Source organism: Achromobacter sp. ES-001 (genome assembly GCF_019448355.1).
GTDB lineage: Bacteria > Pseudomonadota > Gammaproteobacteria > Burkholderiales > Burkholderiaceae_B > Achromobacter > Achromobacter spanius_B.
Genome location: NZ_CP079940.1, coordinates 1,738,951 through 1,755,855, shown reverse-complemented (window position 1 = coordinate 1,755,855; position 16,905 = coordinate 1,738,951). Strand labels below are relative to the sequence as shown.

Genomic DNA, 16,905 nt, shown 5'->3' with positions numbered 1-16,905 from the left:
TGGGCTCAGCCTTCCACGACGGCGTAGGCCGAGTGGTTGTGTATCGATTCGAAGTTCTCGGCTTCAACGCGATACCGCGCGATGCCCGGGTGCGCCGTCAAGCGCGCGGCCACGTCACGCACCAGGTCTTCGACGAACTTGGGATTGTCGTAAGCGCGTTCGGTCACGTACTTCTCGTCAGGCCGCTTGAGCAGGCCCCACAGTTCGCACGAGCCTTCTTCTTCGATCAGGCGGATCACGCCGTCCATGCTGATGTCGTCGCTAAGAATGGCCGACACAGTCACATGCGAACGCTGGTTATGCGCGCCGTACTCCGAGATGGCCTTCGAGCACGGGCACAGGCTGGTCACCGGCACCTGGACGACCAGCTCGAATTCGACCGCATTACCCTTGGCGCGCGCGATCCACTGAACTTCGTAGTCCAACAGGCTTTGCACGCCCGAAATGGGGGCGGATTTGTTGATGAAATACGGAAACGCGGCGGTGATGTCACCGCTTTCGGCGTGCAGCAACGGCAGCATGTCGGCCGCCATGGCGCGGAACCGGGCCGGCGTCATGGGCGTGCTGCGGTACTTTTCCAGCAGCGCCACGAAACGGGACATGTGCGTCCCTTTTTCTTCGGGCGGCAGCGCAACGGTCAGCGTCCAGTTGGCGACGGTGCCCTGGGGCGCCCCATCACCGCCTTCCACCAGCATGGGATGGCGCACGCCACGAATGCCCACGCGCTGAATCGGGATGTGCCGGGTGTCCGCCGAACTTTGGACATCGGGCATTACCAGGGCGGGGTCGATCGGAGAATTCATGTCAGCGTACCTGTCTAGGCGATCGATCGCTTGCGGACGCGCCTAGGAAACTTGAAGAGGGGGCCATTATCGCCCAAAGCCTTGCCTACGCCTGGGAAAACCCTTCTATGGGTAGGTCGGTGACGGCGGAACAGACTGTTCCAGATTCCGGGCAATGGCGGCGAGGTCATGGCCGGAAAGTACGGCTGGGTCGACCACCGGCTGGATCAAGCGCCAAGTGGGTCGACCGCCGAGTGGGACGATCACGGCCAGTTGCACTTGGCCGGCCAAGTGAAACCGGCTAAGTGCCACCGCCTTAGTCTTTCGCCAGCAACTCGGCGTAGCGGTTACGGATCGACTGCTCGATACCGGCGGCATCCAAACCGATGCCGGCCAGCAGGGCCGACTGTTCGCCATGGTCAATAAAGACATCCGGCAAGCCCAGTTGCAGGACCGGAATCTGCACGCCAGCAGCGCTCAACACTTCCAGCACCGCGCTGCCCGCGCCGCCCATGATGGACGCGTCCTCGATCGTGACGAACGCATCGTGGCGGCCGGCCAGGTCAAGAATCAGGGCTTTGTCGATCGGCTTGACGAAGCGCATGTCCGCCACCGTGGCGTCCAGCTTGCCGGCTGCGGCCAACGCCGCTTGCACCAGCGTGCCGAAACCCAGGATGGCGATTTTCTTGCCCTCGCGCCGCACCACGCCCCGGCCCAGCTCCACCGTATCCAGGCCAGGGGCCTCGACCGCGCCGCAACCCGCGCCGCGCGGATAGCGCACGGACGCCGGGCCGGGATGTTGATAACAGGTCGACAGCAGCAAGCGGGTTTCGCTTTCGTCGGACGGCGTGGCCACCACCATGTTGGGCACGCAACGCAGAAAAGCGGTGTCGTAATTGCCGGCATGGGTGGCGCCATCCGCGCCGACGATACCGGCGCGGTCCAAGGCGAACGTCACGTCCAGGTTTTGCAGCGCCACGTCGTGGATGAACTGGTCGTAGCCACGCTGCATGAAGGTCGAGTAGATGGCCACGACGGGCTTTTGCCCTTCACAGGCCACGCCCGCCGCGAACGTCACGGCGTGCTGCTCGGCGATGCCGACGTCGAAATAGCGCAGCGGAAACCGCTTTTCAAATTCGACCAGCCCGCTGCCTTCGCGCATGGCGGGGGTGATGGCGACCAGGCGCGTATCCTGCTCGGCCGTGTCGCACAACCACTGCCCGAAGACCTGCGTGAACGTGCGCTTGCCCGGCGCCTTCGATTGCAGGATACCGACGGCGGGATCGAACTTGCCCGGGCCGTGATAGAGCACCGGGTCCGCCTCGGCCAGTTTGTAGCCCTGCCCTTTCTTGGTGACCACGTGCAGGAATTGCAGGCCTTGCAGCGCCTTCAGGTTCTGCAAGGTGGGCACCAGCGCGTCCAGGTCATGGCCGTCGATGGGGCCGACGTAATTGAAGCCGAATTCCTCGAACAGCGTGGCCGGCGTGACCATGCCCTTGGCGTGCTCTTCAAAGCGGCGCGCCAGTTCAAGCACGGGCGGCACGTGCTGCAAGACGGCGCGGCCCACGTTCTTGGCGGTGGCGTAGAAGCGGCCCGACATCAGGCGCGCCAGGTAGCGGTTCAGCGCCCCCACCGGCGGCGAGATCGACATGTCGTTGTCGTTCAGGATCACCAGCAGGTTGATGTTGGGCGTGACGCCCGCGTTGTTCATGGCTTCGAAAGCCATGCCCGCCGACATCGCGCCGTCGCCAATGATGGCGATGTGCTGGCGCTGCACGCCCGCATTGCGCGAGGCCACCGCCATGCCCAGCGCCGCCGAGATCGACGTGGACGAGTGCGCCGTGCCGAAGGCGTCGTATTCGGATTCGCTGCGCTTGGGAAAGCCCGAAATTCCGCCTTGTTGCCGCAACTGCGCCATGCCGGCGCGGCGGCCGGTCAGGATCTTGTGCGGGTAGGACTGGTGGCCCACGTCCCAGACGATGCGGTCATGCGGCGTGTCGAACACCTGGTGCAGGGCCAGCGTGAGCTCGACCGTGCCCAGGTTGGACGACAGGTGCCCGCCCGTTTTGGATACCGACTCCAGCACGAAGCCGCGCAGTTCGTCGGCAAGCTTTTTCAGCTCGCGACGATCCAGGCGCTTGAGGTCTGCCGGGGATTGAATGCGGTCCAATAAATCAGTCGTCATGCTTTTTTGGGGTTCGTTGACCCGACCTGGACTCAGGCCGGGCTTGTCACGGATCAGCGGTCTCGAAGGACGATGAAATCGGCCAGTTGCGCCAGGCGCAACCCGGCATCGCCCAGGGGCTCCAGCGCCGCCAGCGCGGCCACACGCAATTGCTCGGCGAACTCGCGCGCCTCGGACAGGCCCAGGAGCGAGACGTACGTCGGCTTGTTTTCCGCCGCGTCCTTGCCGGGCGTCTTGCCCAGGCTGGCCGTGTCGGCGGTAACGTCCAGAATATCGTCCACCACCTGGAACGCCAAGCCCATGGCCTGCGCGTACGCGTCCAGCGCCTGGCGCGAGGCCGAGCTGGCGCCCGCCACGATGCCGCCCAGCGCCACGCTGCACGCAAGCATGGCGCCGGTCTTCATGCTGTGCATGGTCTGAAGTTCATCGCGCGACAACGAATGGCCGACGCTGAGCAGGTCGATGGCCTGGCCGCCCGCCATGCCCTGGCTGCCAGCGGCGCGCGCCAGCGACTGCGTCGCCTGCACGATCAGCGCGGGCGCGATGGGCATGGATGCCAGCATGTCGAACGCCAGCGGCTGCAAGGCGTCGCCCGCCAGCATGGCGGTGGCTTCGTCGAACTGCACATGGGTGGTGGGCCGGCCACGGCGCAAGGTGTCGTCGTCCATGCACGGCAGGTCGTCATGCACCAGCGAATAAGCGTGGATCAATTCGACAGCGGCGGCCGCGCGGTCCAGCGAGGCCTCGATGGCCAGCACACTGCCGCTTACCGGGCAGGCCTGCCCGGCGGCGTAGACCATGGCGGCGCGTACGCGCTTGCCACCGCCCAGCACGGCGTAGCGCATCGCTTCGTGCAACCGGACGGGTAGCACATCCGCGGGCGGCATCAGGTCGTCCAGCACGTCTTCAACGTGCCGCACGCGCCCCTGCAACCACTCCGCGAAGGGGAGTTGAGTGGTCTTCATCGGTTTCTTATTCGTCATCCAGCGCCGCCGGGTCCAGCGGGCGCAGCAAGTCGCCTTCCAATACCTTGACCTGCTGTTCCGCCTGCGCCAAGCGTTCCTGGCAGACCCGCGTCAGCGCCACGCCGCGCCGGTAAGCGGCCAGCGACTGCTCAAGCGGCAACGAGCCGTCTTCCATGGCCGCAACCAACGATTCCAATTCGGCCAGGGCCGTTTCAAAATCCTGGGGCAAGGGACGGTCATCGATCTGCGGATCGGCTTGTGTGGGGTTGGCCAAACGGGTCTCCGAGGGCGCTAGGGGTGGATCAATTTGTGAATTGTACGAGATAGCCAACGCGAACCCGGATGCGCCGCAAGGATCAGGCCGACGCCCCCGCCAGTCCTGCAATCGCGGCCCGTAACGCGGGGCCGACGCGGGACCGCAGCTCGGGTTCGGGCAAGAGGCTCAATGGCCCGCCGCAGCTCATCACGAAGACGCCTTCGCCGGTGATCGAGGTAAACGGCACGGCGACGGCGTTGATGCCGGATTGCCATTCGCCCAGCGCGAAACAGCAGCCGAATTCCTGCAATTCAGCGCGGGCGCGATCGATGGCGGCCACGGGCGGGGCCACCGGACCCAAGCGCGCCATCACTTCCCGACAAGCGGTGTCGGGCAAGCTGGCCAGGTAGGCCCGGCCCATGGCGCTGTCCAGGCTGGCGCGATAGCCAACCGGCAACCGCAGGTACAGCGCTGAGGATCCATGGATGGCTTCGACGTAGGTCATCGCGTCGCCGTCGAACGCGCCCAAGGCCACGGCGCCGCCGGTGTCGCGCGCCAGTTCCGTCATGGACGCCTTGGCCAGTTCGCGCACTTCCAGCCCGGCCAGCAAGCCGAAGCCCAGCGCCAGCACGCCATAGCCGGGCGAATACTTGCCGGTGTCGGGGTGATAGCGCAGGTAGCCCAGTTCGGTCAGCGTGTAGGTGATACGGCTGATGGTGGGCTTGGGCAGGCCGGTCAAGCGCGCCAGGTCCAGGTTCCCCAGCGCCGTCACGCCATGGCGAAAGCACCGCAAGACGTCCAGGCCGCGCGCCAGGGCGGTAATGAAGTCCGGCGAATTGGCGCCCTCGCCCACGCCGGCCGTGCGTTTGCGGCGTGCCGGCTGGCTCAGTTCCAGCGTTTCGTCCGGTTTGACGGCGGCGTGCACCACGCGCTTGGAGTCAGAAAAAGATTGCATTTCTATTCGCTTCGTTTTTATAGTTTATTTCGAACGACAAAACTAAATTCCAATATACGGAATTTAAAACATCCAAGGAGACCTGGCAAGCCACCGCGCGGCGTGACGCGACGCGGCAGCCAAGCCAGGCCCGGCGATCCACTCATGCACGCGATTTCAAGGGGAAAACATGATTCGCACGAGCCTCAAACTGCTGGCCACCGTCTTGCTCAGCGCCGCCGCGCTGGGCGCCCAGGCCGAGACCTATCCGACCCGCCCGATCAAGGTCATCTCGCCCTTCCCGGCCGGTGGCGCCACCGACGTGCTGACCCGCATCCTGGCCGAGCGCATGGCCAAGACGCTGGGCCAGCCGATGATCGTGGAAAACAAGGCGGGCGCCGGCACGTCCATCGGCGCGGCCTACGTGTCGCGCGAGCAGCCGGACGGCTACACCATCCTGATGGCCACCAATTCGACGCTGGTCACCAACCGCTATCTGTATAAGGAACTGCCCTACGACCCGGACGGTTTTGCCCGCATCGGCATGGTGGGCGTGGGCCCCCTGGTGCTGCTGTCCAGCCCCAAGCGCCCGTTCAACAGCACGCAAGACGTCGTGGCTTATGCCAAGCAGAACCCCGGCAAGCTGACGTTCGCCACGTTCGGCCCCGGCACCTCGTCCCATCTGGCGGGTGAACTGTTCAAGGAACGCGCCGGCATTGACATCCTGCACGTGCCGTTCAAGGGCGCGACCCAGGCGCTGCCCGCCCTGATCAGCGGCGACGTGGACTTGTTCTTCGACATGGTCGCCACCGGCATGCCGCAGGCGGACGCGGGCAAGGTCAAGGTGTTTGCCATCACCAGCCCGTCGCGCCTGGCCACGCTGCCCAAGCTGCAAACGCTGGCCGAAGAAGGCTACCCCGCTTTCGACATGACGGCCTGGTTCAGCTTCGTGGCGCCCAAGGGCACCCCCGCACCGGTGCTTGAAAAGCTGCAAGCCGCGCTGACTGAAACCCTGAAGGACGAAGCCGTCAAGAAGCGCATGCTGGACATGGGCATCGACCCGCGTTCCGGCACGGCCGCCGAGCTGGACAAGCAGATCAAGACCGAACAGCCCATCGTGTCGCAGTTGATCAAGCAAGCCAACATCGTCTTGCAGTAAGGCGGCAATGCCCTGATGCGGCCGCCCCGCCGCCCACGGTTTCGTGACAAATCGTTGGCGCGTGGGCCAAGCCGCCGGACCTTGCCGGGCCCCCGGGCCTACCCCCCTTTGCACCGACAGCGCCCGCCCGGGTCCTGTCGGTTTTTCATGCCTTGCCTAACCGCTGGATACAGAAGCGCACCCGGGCTCACTGCTAAGGTGAGGATGCGAAAACACCAGCGGGAGCCCGATGCACCCCCCCGAAGACCGTTATGCCCGACTGGACGCCGCCCGCTGGCTGGCGGCCGTAGCCGTCGTCCTGCTGCACAGCGCGGCCTTGATTGTCAGTGACCCTGCCGCGTATGGCGGCGGCGCGTGGCTGGCCGCCAATCTGTACGACTCGGCGGCGCGCTGGTGCGTGCCTGTTTTCGTCATGGTCAGCGGCGCCTTGCTGCTGGACCCGAACAAACCCCACGACGCCCGCAAGTTCTACAGCCGCCGCATGGCGCGCATCTGTGCGCCCCTGCTGTTCTGGACCTTGTTCTATCTGGCCTGGCGCACCGGGCTGGATTGGTGGGACGACGGCCGGGTGGACTTTTCGTTCTGGCCCCGCAAGGTGGCGCAGGGCGAACCCTATTACCACCTGTGGTACCTGTACATGATCGTGGGGCTGTACCTGTTTGCCCCGCTGGCCCGCCTGCTGTACGCACGCAGCACGCCGCGCGGCCGGTCGCTATGGGTGGTGGGTATTCTGGGCGTGGCCATTCTTGACGCGCTGTACCGCCGCGCGCTGGGCGCCCCGCACGGGTTCTTCCTGACCTGGTTCCTGCCGTATCTGGGTTATTTCGTGGCGGGCCGGTTGATTTTTGATGGCGACTTGCGCATCCCCCGGCCGGGCCTGGTCCTTGCGGGCAGCGTTGCGGCCACGGCGTTTGGCGTCACCGTGATGTCCGACGGCCACGCGCTGGATACGTACTTTTATGATTACTTCAGCCTGACAGTGCCGTTCATGTCGCTGGCCGCCTTCCAGTGGATCGTGTCTTCGCCCTGGCTGCCGCGCCTGTCCGCGCTGGCGCCCTTGACGTTCGGCGTGTACCTGATCCACCCCGTGTTCCTGGACGTGGCGCGGCGCGCGGGCGCCATCTCGGGCAACCCGCGCGACGCCTGGGCCGTGCCCTTGCTGACCGTTGCCGTGTTTGCGCTGTCGGCGGCCAGCAGCTGGCTGTTAAGGCGTCATCCGGCCACGCGCAAGCTCGTCTGAAAGACCTACGCCTTGAAGGGTTAATCGGACGATGGAACGGGGCCGGCAGGCCCCGCCAACGCTGGATTTAGCCCCGTCCATCTTCCCGGGCGGCAGGGAGGCCCTTGGGGTACAATTCACGGCTTATTTGATCGGCCAGACACCGATTTTTCTTCGCGCCAGCACGTACGTAGCCAAGCTCACGGTTGAGCTCCAAGCAGTTTTCAGACCGTTTTTCGACGCAATTTTCGGATCCGGTCATTAAAACTGCTGGGCTTGAACAAAAGCGCTTGGCAGAGCTCAAACCGTCCTGGCTTTTTTATCCGAGCGGAGGGAATCATGACCGACATCGGTCGGATGGCACATGTCGTGCCAGCTCGCACCCAGCTACCCGTCAGTGCATATTTTGACGAAGCCCTCTTTGCCCGCGAGCAAGAACTCATTTTCAAGCAATCCTCGCAATATGTCGGCCATCAGAAATTGGTGCCTGAAATCGGGGATTGGCGGTCGTTGGTACAGGAAAGCGGGGGACGCGTGCTGGTTCGCAACCAGCAAGGCGTTGAACTCATCTCAAATGTCTGCCGCCACCGTCAGGCTTTGATGCTGGGCGGCGAAGCCGGCAATGTGGCCGGCAACTGCAATACGCACGGAAACCTGAAGGCAACCGGTGGCAACATCGTTTGCCCCCTGCACCGTTGGACGTACAACAACCAAGGCGAGTTGTTGGGCGCGCCTCAGTTCGAGACCACGCCCTGCATGAACTTGCAGAAGTTTCGCCTGCGCGATTGCCACGGCTTGCTCTTCGAAGGCCCGCGCGATCCGGCTTCCGACATGGCGCCGCTGTTCTCGCGCCCGGAATTCAACTTCGGCGACTACGTGCTGGACCATGTCGAGGTGCATCAGTGCAACTACAACTGGAAGACCTTCATCGAGGTCTACCTTGAGGACTACCACGTTGGCCCGTTTCACCCGGGCCTGGGCCGCTTCGTCACCTGCGACGATCTGACCTGGGAATTCAACGACTGGTACAGCCTTCAAAAAGTGGGCGTGCACAACGCGTTGGCGCAACCGGGTTCGGATGTGTACAAGCAATGGCACGACCGACTGTTGTCGTTCCGCGAAGGCGACGCTCCGGATTTCGGCGCGGTCTGGGTCACGTACTTCCCGACCCACATGATCGAGCTCTATCCGCACGTGCTGGTGCTGTCCACGCTGTACCCGAAAAGCCCGCAGGAAACGGTGAACGTCGTCGAGTTCTACTACCCCGAGGAAATCTCGGCGTTCGAACGCGAATTCGTCGAGGCCCAGCGCGCCGCCTACATGGAAACGGCCATTGAAGACGACGAGATCGCCGAGCGCATGGACGCGGGCCGCAAGGCCTTGATGTTGCGCGGCGTGAACGAAGCCGGCCCCTACCAATCGCCCATGGAAGACGGCATGCAGCACTTCCACGAGTGGTATCGCCGGATCATGCAGGACTTGTAGGCACCCTGGCCTTCTTCCATACAGGCCATACCCGCCATACCCGCCATACCCGCCATACAAAAAGGGCTTTGCGTCACACAACGCAAAGCCCTTTTTCTTTTGCCGCAAGGGCAATCGGATCAGGGTCGACGACTGCCCGACCGTGATCCGATCAGCGCCGTTAACGTCCCATCACCTGGGCCACCGTGCGTTCGCCGATGGCCAGGCCCACCGTCATGCCCACACCCGAATGCATGACCGCGACGGTGGTGGCCACGTCCACCGGCATCACGGAAAATGGCGCCGGCCCGTGCGCGCCGTAAACCCCCTGCCAGCGCTCCAGCACACGCAAGCGCGCACCGAGCGCCTGCGAGGCCAGGTCCAGCATCGTGTTGTCGACCGCTTCGTCGTTGAACGGGAACGCGTCCGTCCCATAACGATGCGAATCGCCAATGATGAGTTCGCCGTTGGGCGTAGGGCTGATCAACAGGTGTATGCCATTTTCCAGCAGCATCGGCGTACGTTCCTGGATGACCTGGCGCAGCGCATGCGCCGTGGGCAAGTCCGAGAACGCGCCGTAGTGCACGCAGGACAAACCCGTCAACACCGGGAGGTCCAGGGCGATGGGGTTCGTCTCGAACGCCGCGCGCAGCATTTGCAAGCGCGTGACTTCCAGGTTCATCGGCGCAAAGCGTTCGGGCAGCAGCGTCAGGTAATCATGACCGGGGCACACGAACGCATGCTTGCCCTGAAAATCGCCGGCGGTGGTGCCCACCAACCCGTTCTCGACCGCGCGCGCCAGGGTGCCGGTGATAAACGTCACGCCCAGCGACTCGGCCAGGTATCGCGTGATGGCCGGTAGCGCATCGCGCGAATAGATTTGCAGGTCGTCATGCCCGCGCAGCGCCAGGCAGTGATGCGCCAGCTGACCGCCATACAGGCCAGCCACCTGACGCGCCGACAGCAGCTCGGCACGGTAGCCTTCCTGCATCAAACGCGTGTCCGCGAATTCCTGCAACACGCTGGCCTCGTCGATATTTCGCGCCAGCACCAGCGCGCCGTTGGCCCGCACATGAAAGCCCGCCTTGGCGGCCAGATCCAGCCACAGCTCGCGCGCCTGCTGGGCATGCGACAGCATCATGCCGGGCGCCTGGCCGGTCACAATGACCTGGCCGAAGTTGCGGATGGTGGCGCCATGCGCCTGGCGGCTGCGTTCGATCACCGCCACCGACAGGCCGCGCTTGGCGGCCGCCCAGGCGTGGGCGATGCCAAGCATGCCCGCGCCCACCACGATTACGTCGTATGTTTTCATTGCGGGCCGTGCCTTACTTCTTCTTGGGTTCCGACTTGCCGTCGTAGCGGCGCGTCCACTCGGCGATGATGCGTTCGCGGTTGGTCGCGGCCCACACAAAGTCGTTCTTGATCATGCGCTTGGTCAGGTCGGCCGGCAGGTTCGGGTTGACCGTGGCGATGGACGGAATCGCCAGCACCGCGAAGTTGGCCTTGTACAGTTCGTTGGCTTCGCGGCTGGCCGAGAAGTCAGCCAGCTTGCGGGCCGCGTCCAGGTTCTTGGTGCCCTTCATGATGGCGGTGGCTTCGACTTCCCAACCCAGGCCTTCCGACGGGAACACGGCCTCAACCGGCGCGCCGTCGGCCTTGAGCTTGGCCGCGCGATAGTCGAACGACACGCCGATGGGGAATTCGCCGGCGGCCGCCATGTTGCAAGGCTTCGAGCCCGAGTGCGTGTACGATCCGATGTTCTTGTGCAGGGCATCCATGTAGGCCCAGCCCTTGTCTTCGCCAAAGATCTGCAACCAGGCGCTGACATCCAGGAAGCCCGTGCCCGAGGACGCCGGGTTCGGCATGACGATCTTGCCCGCGTACACCGGCTTGGTCAGGTCTTGCCACGACGTGGGCTTGGGCAGCTTCTGTTTTTCGGCTTCGATGGTGTTAAAGCAGATCGCGGCCGCGTAGCCGTCCATGCCCACCCACGACGGCTCGGCCTTGGCGTCGCGCATGTTGGCGGCGATCTGGTCCAGGCCCTTCGGGGCGTACGGCTGCAACATGCCTTCCTTGTCCATCAGGCCCAGCGCCGTCCCGGCCAGGCCCCAGATCACGTCGGCTTTGGGGTTGCTTTTTTCGGCCAGCAGCTTGGCCGCGATGATGCCGGTGGAATCGCGCACCCACTGGATCTTGATGTCGGGGTTGGCCTTCTCAAACGCGGCCTGGTAGACCTTGATCTGATCGGCTTCCAGCGCGGTATAGACCGTCAGCGTGGTCTCGGCGGACGCGGCGCCCATCACGCCCGTCAGGGCGGCGGCCAGTGCAAGCAGCTTGTAGCGATTCATGAAGAACTCCGTGAATATGCGGAAAAACGCGCAAAAAAGGTGAACGTCGCCCCCACTGCCGGCAGATGCCGGCTGCGGTACAAAGGCGCACACAAAGGGAATGCAGGGCCGGCAGTGCCGGTAAGGGGAAGCTAATTCAGGGGCGTTGGCCTCGTGCCAGACGGGCTTCGATGTCGATGATGACGGCCGGCAGATCCGCCACCGTATCGATCAGGTAATGCGGCGCGGCGGTGGCAAGCTCGCGGCTGGCGTCGGCGCGGGCCAGGTCGCGGCCCGCCTCGTCCAGGCTCAGGTATTCGTCCAGGGTCAGGCCGGCGGCGTTGCCGGACAGCAGCAGGCCCACCGACCACATGCCGGCGCGGCGCCCTTCCTCGATGCCTGGCGCGGTGTCGTCGACCTTGACGCACGCGGCCACGTCCGACAGGCCCAGTTCCACCACGTTCTTCAACGCCATGGCCGGCGCCGGACGCGCGCGCGGCACGTCGTCGCTGGCCACGATGCAATCGGGCTCCAGCCCTTCGGACGCGGCGCGTTCGACCACGCGGCGCATCACGCTGTCCGGGTAGCCCGAGCAAGAGCCGATCTTCAGGCCTTTACGGCGCAGCGCGCGCAACAGCTCGGCCGCGCCGGGGATGGCCGCCGAATACTGGGCCACCTTTTCCATCTGCATCGGCAGGAAGCGTTCATAGATGGCCGTCACATCGTCGTCGCTGGGCACGCGGCCGAACTGGGCCTGATACTGGGCGGCGATGGCCGGCTGGTTGCACAGCGCGCGGATGTGGTCCCACTTGCCCATGCCCATGGGGCCGCGCGCCTCTTTCAGCGACACGTCCATGCCGAACTGCGAGAACGCATCGACGAACACCTTGGTGGGGGCAAATGATCCGAAGTCGACCAGCGTGCCGGCCCAGTCGAAGATTACGGCTTCCAGCTGCACGGGTAAGGAAGAAACAGTCATAAGGGTCATCCTGGGATCAATCGTTCAAAGGGCCACGGGGCGGCGCCAGGCCTGGCTGCGCGACACCAGCGCGCGGCTGGCCAGATGCAGCAGCAGGGCCGCGACGGCGGAGCTGGCCATGATTACCGTGCACATGGCGGCGGCCGGGCCGATGAAGCCGGCGTCGTCCATGTTAAGGACGGCAACGGCGGCCAGCACCGTGGACGGGCTGTACAGAAACACCACGGCCGACACCGTCGTCATGGCGGATACAAACAAATAGCGGGCGACGTCCAGCGCGGCAGGCAAGCACATCGGCAGGGTGACGCGCAGGAACGTCGTCATGCGCGGCACCTTCAGCGACGCGGACGCGGCTTCGAATTCCGGGTCCAGCGCGTTCAGTGCGGTGGCGGCCGTGAGGTGCGCGCTGGTGTAGAAGTGGACGACCGTGCACAGAATCAGCAGCGGCATGGTGCCGTACAGCAGGTTCAGCGGATTCATCAGGCTATTGAAAAAGAAGATGTAGCCCAGGCCCAGCACCAGGCCGGGCACGGCCATCGGCATCAGCGCCAGCATGCTGACCGCCCCCCGCAGGCCGCGCCCCAGTTGGCCGCGCGCCGGTACTTTTTCCATCATCCAGGCGCCCACGAAGACCACGGCCGTGCCGATCACGGCGGTGAAGAACGCCAGCTGCAAGCTGTTGCGCCACGCCAGCCAGCCACCGCCGTCCATGTTGTCGAAGTCGTAGGACCGCAGCGACATGGACAGGTTGTAGGGCCACATCTTCACGAACGACGCCCACACCGCCACGCCGATGATCAGCAGCAGGAACGCGGCCATCACGCCGGCCAGCGCCAGGAAAGCAGCATCACGGCGGCGGTTCGGATTTGCCGCATAGGCCTGCGCGCGGCCGCTCATCTGCGCGCCCTGGCGGGCCCGCAGGCGCCGGTCCAGCACGAAGGTCAGCAAGGCGGGCAGCAACAGCAGGATGCCGATGGCCGCGCCCTTCGGAAAGTTCTGCTGGCCGACCACCGCCTTGTAGGCTTCCATCGCCAGCACGTTGTAGTCGCCGCCCACCACCTTGGGTACGCCAAAATCGGTGACAGTCAGCGTGAACACCACGCAGCAGGCCGAGAACACGGCGTAGCGCGTGCCGGGCAGGGTCACGGTCAGGAAGGTGCGCCACGGGCCGGCGCCCATGGCGCGCGCCGCGTCATACAGGCGCCCGTCGGCCAGCGTCAGGCCGGTCAACAAAATCATCAGCGCATGCGGGAAGGTGTAGAACGCCTCGCCGACGACGATGCCCCAGAAGCCGTAGATGGTGGCGCCGCCGGTCAGGCCCTTGAGCAGACCCTGATTGCCCAGCAGGTAGACCAGGGCGATACCGGGCAGCAGCGAGGGCGCCAGCAGCGGCAGCAAGGCGATGGTGCGCAACAGGCCCTTGCCGGGCAGGCGGGTACGCGTCAGTCCATAGGCAAATCCGTAGGCGCACGGCACCACCAGCAACATCGTCACCAGGCCCACCGTCAGGCTGCGGCCGACCATCGCCAGAAAGCCGTCTGCGCCGATGATGCCGGTAAGCACCGACAGGCCAGCCCAGGCGCCGTCGTTGTCCGTCACGGACTTGGCCAGGATGGCCGCCAGCGGCAACGCCAGGAACAGCACGAGGAACAGCAGCAACGCGCCCTGCCCGACGGTCAGGCCCAACGAGCCGATCCAGGCGGGCATGGGGCGGCGGCCCAAGGCCACGGGCGAAGCCGAAGCCGACGGCGTTTCCGCCACGGAGGGAGAACCGGTCATGGGGGAATCAAGCGTAGGCGCGAATCGCATGGCGCGGCAGCTCCACCCAGCAGCGGCTGGCAGCATGAGGACCCAACAGGGCGTCTCCGATTTCGGGGGACACGATGGAATGCACGGTGGACCCGGGCACGCCTTCCAGCCGCAACGCCAGGCGGTAACCACGGCCCAGGAACACGCCGTCCAGCACGTCGGCCAGCATCGAATTGGGCTCTTCCGGGCGCGCCATGCTGACGCGCACCGCCTCGGGCCGGACGAACAGCTTGCCGAATCGGCCATCCAGCGTGTCGTCCACCGCCAGTTCCTGGCGGCCGACGCGGGCGCGGTGCGCATCCACGCGTTCGAACGGCAGCCAGTTCGCCTCGCCCACGAAATCGGCGATGAAGGCGGATCCCGGCTGGCGGTACAGCTCGCGCGGCGTGCCGTACTGTTCGATCACGCCGCCGTTCATGACGGCGATACGGTCGGCCATCACCATGGCCTCTTCCTGGTCGTGTGTGACCATCAGCGTCGTAATGGACAGGCGCTTTTGCAAGGCGCGCAACTCAATACGCAGATGCTCGCGCACGCGGGCGTCCAGCGCGGACATCGGTTCGTCCAACAGCAACAGGGACGGCGACGGGGCCAACGCGCGCGCCAACGCCACGCGCTGCTGCTGCCCGCCCGAGATCTGCCCCGGATACTTGTCGGCGGCGCCGGCCAGCCCCACCAGCGTCAGCATTTCCTCGACACGGTGGGCCACGTGCTTGCGATGCGCGCGCTTGCCGCTCAGGCCGTACGCCACGTTCTGGGCGACCGTGAGGTTGGGAAACAGCGCATAGGATTGGAACAGGATGCCGTAGTCGCGCTCTTGCGGTTCGGCATGGGAAATATCGCGGCCCGACAGCACGATGGTGCCGCTGTCCTGGCGCTCCAGTCCGGCAATCGCGCGCAGCAGCGTCGTTTTGCCGCAACCGGAGGGGCCTAGCAGGCACACCAGTTCTCCGGCACGGATATCCAGCGAAACGTCGGCCAGCGCCTTGTGGCTGCCAAACGTCTTGACCAGGTTTCGCACGGTCAGAAAGCCGCCACGCTTTGCCCCTTGCTGGGGCTCTTTGCCCGCAATGGGGTCCAGCCCGCCTTGGGGCGGCCCGGCGGGGAAAAGGTCGTTATCGGCTTGGGGCATGCTGCCTCCGGTCTGGGAACGAAGGCAGTATGGAAGCCGCGTATTGAGCGTTTATGACACTTCGCGCAAATGCAGTAATAAAAACATCAAATTATTTTGGTGTACTGGCGGTCTTGCGCATTGCGTCCCTTTCCCGCCCCCCGTCATCGTGCTTGTCGCCGAACTCAAATCTTTCTACGCCGTGGCCCGCTGCGGCACCGTCACCAAGGCCGCCGCCCAGTTGGGCGTCAGCCAACCCACCGTGACGGGGCAGCTGCGTCAGCTGGAATCTCGCTACGGCATCGAACTGTTCCATCGCCAAGGGCGCGGCATGCGCCTGTCGGATGCCGGACAGAATCTGATGCCCATGGTGGAAAAGCTGGTCCAGCAGGAAACCGAGATCGACTTCCGGCTGCGCGACGCCAGCGACCTGCGCGAAGGCAACCTGCGTGTCGGCGCCACCGGCCCGTTCTACATCATGGACACGGTGCGCCGATACAACCAGCGCTACCCCGGCATTGATCTGACGGTCACGATCGGCAATTCGCAGTCGATGCTGCAAGCGCTGCACGATTACCGCATCGAGATTGCCACGTCGTCTTTTCTGATGGATGACAAGCACCTGTATCGGCGGATGATCGCGGCCGACCCGATCCGCGTGGTCACCCACCGCGACCATCCGCTGGCCCGCCGCGGCCGAGTGCGGCTGGCCGACCTTGCCGAGCACGCGCTGCTGGTGCGCGAGCCCGGTTCGATGACGCGCCAACTGACCGAAGACGCCCTGCAAGCCGCGGGCGTCACGGTGCGGCGCACGCTGGAGATCGGCAGCCGGGAATCGATCCGGCAAGCCATCCTGTGCGGCCTGGGGATCAGCCTGATCCCGTCGCGCGAGATTCCGTCCCATCCCGATCTGGCCGCCCTGGACATCGACGGCGCCGACATCGTGATGAATGAATACCTGTACTGCCTGCGCGAGCGCCAACCGGTGCAGCTGATCGCGCGCTTCCTGGAGATGGCGCCGGCAGCCGGCTGACCCGACTGGGTCACTGCCCGCCCCCTCCCCCTTGCGGCCAATCAGGAGACAACCATGGCCTTGACCTTGCAAGACATCGAGCAGATTTTTCTGGAACGCGGACACCGGTCATATCACGGTGAATCCGTCAGCCATTTGCGCCACGCGCTGCAAACGGCATCGCTGGCCGAGCGCCACGGCGCCAGCGCACACCTGATCACCGCCAGCCTGCTGCACGACCTGGGGCACCTGATCGCAGACCGGCCGGGCACCCCGACCCTGCGCGGTATCGACGACAAACACCAGTATTTCGTGCTGCCGTTCCTGCGCGGGCTGTTCAGTTCGGCGGTGCTGGATCCGATCCGGCTGCACGTCGAAGCCAAGCGTTACCTGTGCTACGTGGAGCCGCAATATGAAGCGTCGCTCTCCGAGGATTCCAAGCGCAGCCTGGCATTACAGGGCGGCAGTTTTGATGCGAGCCAGGCGGTGGATTTCGCCAGCATGCCGGGCGCGCCGGACGCGATTCGGCTAAGACGCTGGGACGACATGGCCAAGGTTCCCGGCCTGGCCACCCCGCCGCTGGATCACTTTCTGGAAATCGCGGAAAGCGTATCGGGCCGCGTAAAGCTGGCCGCGATCTGGTAGCGAACCGGGGCGCAGCGCCGGCCCGCACGCAACAAGGGCGCCGCAACCCGCGCTTCCG

Annotated in this window: 15 protein-coding genes; 5 read left to right on the top strand and 10 right to left on the bottom strand. The window is 65.0% G+C overall.

Translation table 11 applies throughout. The features are described from left to right. Window positions 1-5 precede the first annotated feature (5 nt). From folE2 to KYT87_RS07785, 5 genes are all read right to left on the bottom strand, one after another. Window positions 6-803, bottom strand: coding sequence for a GTP cyclohydrolase FolE2 (folE2, locus tag KYT87_RS07805; RefSeq protein ID WP_046802799.1), 798 nt, complete (start codon window positions 801-803; stop codon window positions 6-8). 295 nt (window positions 804-1,098) lie between these two features. Next, window positions 1,099-2,967, bottom strand: a complete 1,869-nt coding sequence (gene dxs, locus KYT87_RS07800; protein WP_104143192.1) for a 1-deoxy-D-xylulose-5-phosphate synthase — start codon at window positions 2,965-2,967, stop codon at window positions 1,099-1,101. A gap of 53 nt (window positions 2,968-3,020) precedes the next feature. Next, window positions 3,021-3,932, bottom strand: coding sequence for a polyprenyl synthetase family protein (locus KYT87_RS07795; protein ID WP_219991964.1), 912 nt, complete (start codon window positions 3,930-3,932; stop codon window positions 3,021-3,023). 7 nt (window positions 3,933-3,939) lie between these two features. Continuing rightward, window positions 3,940-4,206: an exodeoxyribonuclease VII small subunit gene (locus tag KYT87_RS07790; protein WP_046802796.1), complete on the bottom strand. Its 267-nt coding sequence runs from the start codon at window positions 4,204-4,206 to the stop codon at window positions 3,940-3,942. An 82-nt stretch (window positions 4,207-4,288) separates the two neighbouring features. After that, window positions 4,289-5,143 carry an IclR family transcriptional regulator gene (locus tag KYT87_RS07785; protein ID WP_219991963.1) on the bottom strand — a complete coding sequence of 285 codons (855 nt, stop codon included), beginning with the start codon at window positions 5,141-5,143 and terminating at the stop codon, window positions 4,289-4,291. Between the two features lie 169 nt (window positions 5,144-5,312). Between KYT87_RS07785 and KYT87_RS07780 the strand changes: the two genes are divergently transcribed. The 3 genes from KYT87_RS07780 (at window position 5,313) to KYT87_RS07770 (ending at window position 8,985) form a co-directional block, all read left to right on the top strand. Then, window positions 5,313-6,281 carry a tripartite tricarboxylate transporter substrate binding protein gene (locus KYT87_RS07780; RefSeq protein ID WP_046802794.1) on the top strand — a complete coding sequence of 323 codons (969 nt, stop codon included), beginning with the start codon at window positions 5,313-5,315 and terminating at the stop codon, window positions 6,279-6,281. A 229-nt stretch (window positions 6,282-6,510) separates the two neighbouring features. Next, window positions 6,511-7,521 (top strand): acyltransferase, encoded by a 1,011-nt coding sequence (locus KYT87_RS07775; protein WP_219991962.1) that lies wholly within the window; start codon window positions 6,511-6,513, stop codon window positions 7,519-7,521. A gap of 318 nt (window positions 7,522-7,839) precedes the next feature. After that, entirely contained in the window at window positions 7,840-8,985 is a 1,146-nt protein-coding gene (locus KYT87_RS07770) for an aromatic ring-hydroxylating dioxygenase subunit alpha (RefSeq protein ID WP_046802791.1), read from the top strand. Between the two features lie 160 nt (window positions 8,986-9,145). Here the strand turns inward: KYT87_RS07770 and KYT87_RS07765 are convergent, their stop codons facing one another. From KYT87_RS07765 to KYT87_RS07745, 5 genes are all read right to left on the bottom strand, one after another. Next, window positions 9,146-10,276 (bottom strand): TIGR03364 family FAD-dependent oxidoreductase, encoded by a 1,131-nt coding sequence (locus KYT87_RS07765; protein WP_219991961.1) that lies wholly within the window; start codon window positions 10,274-10,276, stop codon window positions 9,146-9,148. 13 nt (window positions 10,277-10,289) lie between these two features. Then, window positions 10,290-11,312, bottom strand: coding sequence for a putative 2-aminoethylphosphonate ABC transporter substrate-binding protein (locus KYT87_RS07760; protein ID WP_219991960.1), 1,023 nt, complete (start codon window positions 11,310-11,312; stop codon window positions 10,290-10,292). Window positions 11,313-11,448: 136 nt separating this feature from the next. Continuing rightward, window positions 11,449-12,279, bottom strand: coding sequence for a phosphonoacetaldehyde hydrolase (phnX, locus tag KYT87_RS07755; protein WP_120154468.1), 831 nt, complete (start codon window positions 12,277-12,279; stop codon window positions 11,449-11,451). A gap of 15 nt (window positions 12,280-12,294) precedes the next feature. After that, the gene (locus KYT87_RS07750; protein WP_370638754.1) at window positions 12,295-14,049 is read right to left on the bottom strand and encodes a putative 2-aminoethylphosphonate ABC transporter permease subunit; all 1,755 of its coding nucleotides are present in this window, start codon (window positions 14,047-14,049) and stop codon (window positions 12,295-12,297) included. A gap of 7 nt (window positions 14,050-14,056) precedes the next feature. Next, the gene (locus KYT87_RS07745; protein WP_255593999.1) at window positions 14,057-15,211 is read right to left on the bottom strand and encodes a putative 2-aminoethylphosphonate ABC transporter ATP-binding protein; all 1,155 of its coding nucleotides are present in this window, start codon (window positions 15,209-15,211) and stop codon (window positions 14,057-14,059) included. Window positions 15,212-15,359: 148 nt separating this feature from the next. Here KYT87_RS07745 and KYT87_RS07740 point away from each other — a divergent pair, with 148 nt between their 5' ends. Together KYT87_RS07740 and KYT87_RS07735 are read left to right on the top strand one after the other, a co-directional pair. After that, complete coding sequence (locus tag KYT87_RS07740) at window positions 15,360-16,223, top strand: LysR family transcriptional regulator (protein ID WP_046802885.1); 864 nt, start codon at window positions 15,360-15,362, stop codon at window positions 16,221-16,223. A 54-nt stretch (window positions 16,224-16,277) separates the two neighbouring features. Continuing rightward, entirely contained in the window at window positions 16,278-16,847 is a 570-nt protein-coding gene (locus tag KYT87_RS07735; RefSeq protein ID WP_006218288.1) for a phosphonate degradation HD-domain oxygenase, read from the top strand. Window positions 16,848-16,905: the final 58 nt, after the last annotated feature.

Excerpts from the sequence above, each read along its gene's own strand:
- folE2 (WP_046802799.1), bottom strand. The coding sequence starts at position 803 with ATGAATTCTCCGATCGACCCCGCCCTGGTAATGCCCGATGTCCAAAGT.
- dxs (WP_104143192.1), bottom strand. The coding sequence starts at position 2,967 with ATGACGACTGATTTATTGGACCGCATTCAATCCCCGGCAGACCTCAAG.
- KYT87_RS07795 (WP_219991964.1), bottom strand. The coding sequence starts at position 3,932 with ATGAAGACCACTCAACTCCCCTTCGCGGAGTGGTTGCAGGGGCGCGTG.
- KYT87_RS07785 (WP_219991963.1), bottom strand. The coding sequence starts at position 5,143 with ATGCAATCTTTTTCTGACTCCAAGCGCGTGGTGCACGCCGCCGTCAAA.
- KYT87_RS07780 (WP_046802794.1), top strand. The coding sequence starts at position 5,313 with ATGATTCGCACGAGCCTCAAACTGCTGGCCACCGTCTTGCTCAGCGCC.
- KYT87_RS07775 (WP_219991962.1), top strand. The coding sequence starts at position 6,511 with ATGCACCCCCCCGAAGACCGTTATGCCCGACTGGACGCCGCCCGCTGG.
- KYT87_RS07770 (WP_046802791.1), top strand. The coding sequence starts at position 7,840 with ATGACCGACATCGGTCGGATGGCACATGTCGTGCCAGCTCGCACCCAG.
- KYT87_RS07765 (WP_219991961.1), bottom strand. The coding sequence starts at position 10,276 with ATGAAAACATACGACGTAATCGTGGTGGGCGCGGGCATGCTTGGCATC.
- KYT87_RS07760 (WP_219991960.1), bottom strand. The coding sequence starts at position 11,312 with ATGAATCGCTACAAGCTGCTTGCACTGGCCGCCGCCCTGACGGGCGTG.
- phnX (WP_120154468.1), bottom strand. The coding sequence starts at position 12,279 with ATGACCCTTATGACTGTTTCTTCCTTACCCGTGCAGCTGGAAGCCGTA.
- KYT87_RS07750 (WP_370638754.1), bottom strand. The coding sequence starts at position 14,049 with ATGACCGGTTCTCCCTCCGTGGCGGAAACGCCGTCGGCTTCGGCTTCG.
- KYT87_RS07745 (WP_255593999.1), bottom strand. The coding sequence starts at position 15,211 with ATGCCCCAAGCCGATAACGACCTTTTCCCCGCCGGGCCGCCCCAAGGC.
- KYT87_RS07735 (WP_006218288.1), top strand. The coding sequence starts at position 16,278 with ATGGCCTTGACCTTGCAAGACATCGAGCAGATTTTTCTGGAACGCGGA.